The organism is Chryseobacterium sp. 14P4.3.2 (genome assembly GCF_057799275.1).
Genome location: NZ_JBYOKO010000050.1, coordinates 1 through 1,364 on the forward strand (window position 1 = coordinate 1; position 1,364 = coordinate 1,364).

The following is a 1,364-nucleotide window of genomic DNA, read 5'->3' on the forward strand; positions in this document are numbered from 1 at the left end:
TAGAAATACAAGGCTTGATCGTAAAAATTTGGGAGATGCCGCTATCCAATTTGGTCTTGACGTAGAAGGTATTGGAAATCCATTTGGAAGTTTATCAGGATTAGGGACTGTAAAATCAGATACATTTGGCATTTGGGATAGGCAAGCTACTGGAGTTTTACGTAATAATGATGGATCTCCATTTGGTTTAAAATATAAAAATGTAAGAGGAGAAGGACTGAGTAAAGGAACAGTAGATTCATTAAATAAAGCAATTAAAGATTCTAATAATTACTGGAATAGACAATTAAGGAAATAGATTATGAAATATATTATTTTATGTAGTTTGTTCATTTTTTTTGGGTGTAAAAAAGAAGTATCTCAAAAAATATATTATCCAAACGGAAAGCTTAATTATGTTTTAAATAAAAAAATAGATACTACTAAAATTACATTTTTTGATAAGAACGAAAAGGCTGTAATGAATTTGAATTTTTATAAAGATTACTTTATAGGAGCTATTGTTTATAACAAAAATCCAAATCTTCCATTTAAAGATTCTATTAGTATAGATAGCATGAAAGGTTCTTATTTTTATGGAACAGAATACATTATTTTTGAAAGAGGAGCTAAGCTTATGGGATCATATAGATATAAAAGAAACTCGGATTTTAGAAAAGCATTACAGAGCATACAACCATTCGGTATTCATAATACCTTTGATATGGGAGGAACTATTATTGGAAAAACAGAATATATTATTGTAAATGATACTGTATATAACACTAAAATTGCACTGTAGAATGAATTATCAAGTACGTTTTTTATTACTAATGTTTTCTATTTTTTTTATAAAATCCTGCACAAAAGAGAGCGATTTATCTTATAGCATTTATGATAAAAATGGCTTTATTAAAGCAGATGGAAAGTTTAAAAGAGATCACTTTCTAGATACAATTTACGTTTATAAGGAAAAAGACAATGATATTTATAATGACCATTTTGACACCCTTATAATAATAAATAGTTCAAAAGGTAACTACTTTTATGGTACAGAAATAATAGAAGAAAAAAATACACACAAGCTCTTTTCTAAAGGAATATATAGATTCAAAAAATCTTCTAATCCAGAGGAATGTTTCCAAAGTAAATTAAAGACAGGATATTTTGAAATTTATAATATTGACGGTAGCTTAAGTTCAAAAAAGCTATATAAAATAAAAGGTGATTCTTCTTATGTTGTTGAATATTAGTCTCCCTAACAACAACGATTATCAGCTTATGCACGACTAAATGAAGGAGGTAGTATAACCAAGCTCGGTGCGGATGATCTAGCTTCTATGAATGCAATTGTAGATGCACTACCAATGTGGTTAGGAGGAACG

3 protein-coding genes are annotated in these 1,364 nt (G+C 28.3%); all 3 read left to right on the plus strand.

Features of this window, described 5'->3' with window-relative positions; translation table 11 throughout:
* On the plus strand, positions 1 to 298 hold a 298-nt coding region (locus AC27VX_RS23680; protein ID WP_488698431.1), incomplete at its 5' end, for a hypothetical protein.
* Positions 299 to 301: 3 nt separating this feature from the next.
* Complete coding sequence (locus tag AC27VX_RS23685) at positions 302 to 781, plus strand: hypothetical protein (protein ID WP_236858146.1); 480 nt, start codon at positions 302 to 304, stop codon at positions 779 to 781.
* 1 nt (position 782) lies between these two features.
* On the plus strand, positions 783 to 1,232 hold the full coding sequence (locus AC27VX_RS23690; RefSeq protein WP_236858147.1) for a hypothetical protein: 450 nt from the start codon (positions 783 to 785) through the stop codon (positions 1,230 to 1,232).
* The last annotated feature ends 132 nt before the right edge of the window (positions 1,233 to 1,364 follow it).

Coding starts and splice junctions, on each gene's coding strand:
- AC27VX_RS23685 (WP_236858146.1), top strand. CDS start 302: ATGAAATATATTATTTTATGTAGTTTGTTCATTTTTTTTGGGTGTAAA.
- AC27VX_RS23690 (WP_236858147.1), top strand. CDS start 783: ATGAATTATCAAGTACGTTTTTTATTACTAATGTTTTCTATTTTTTTT.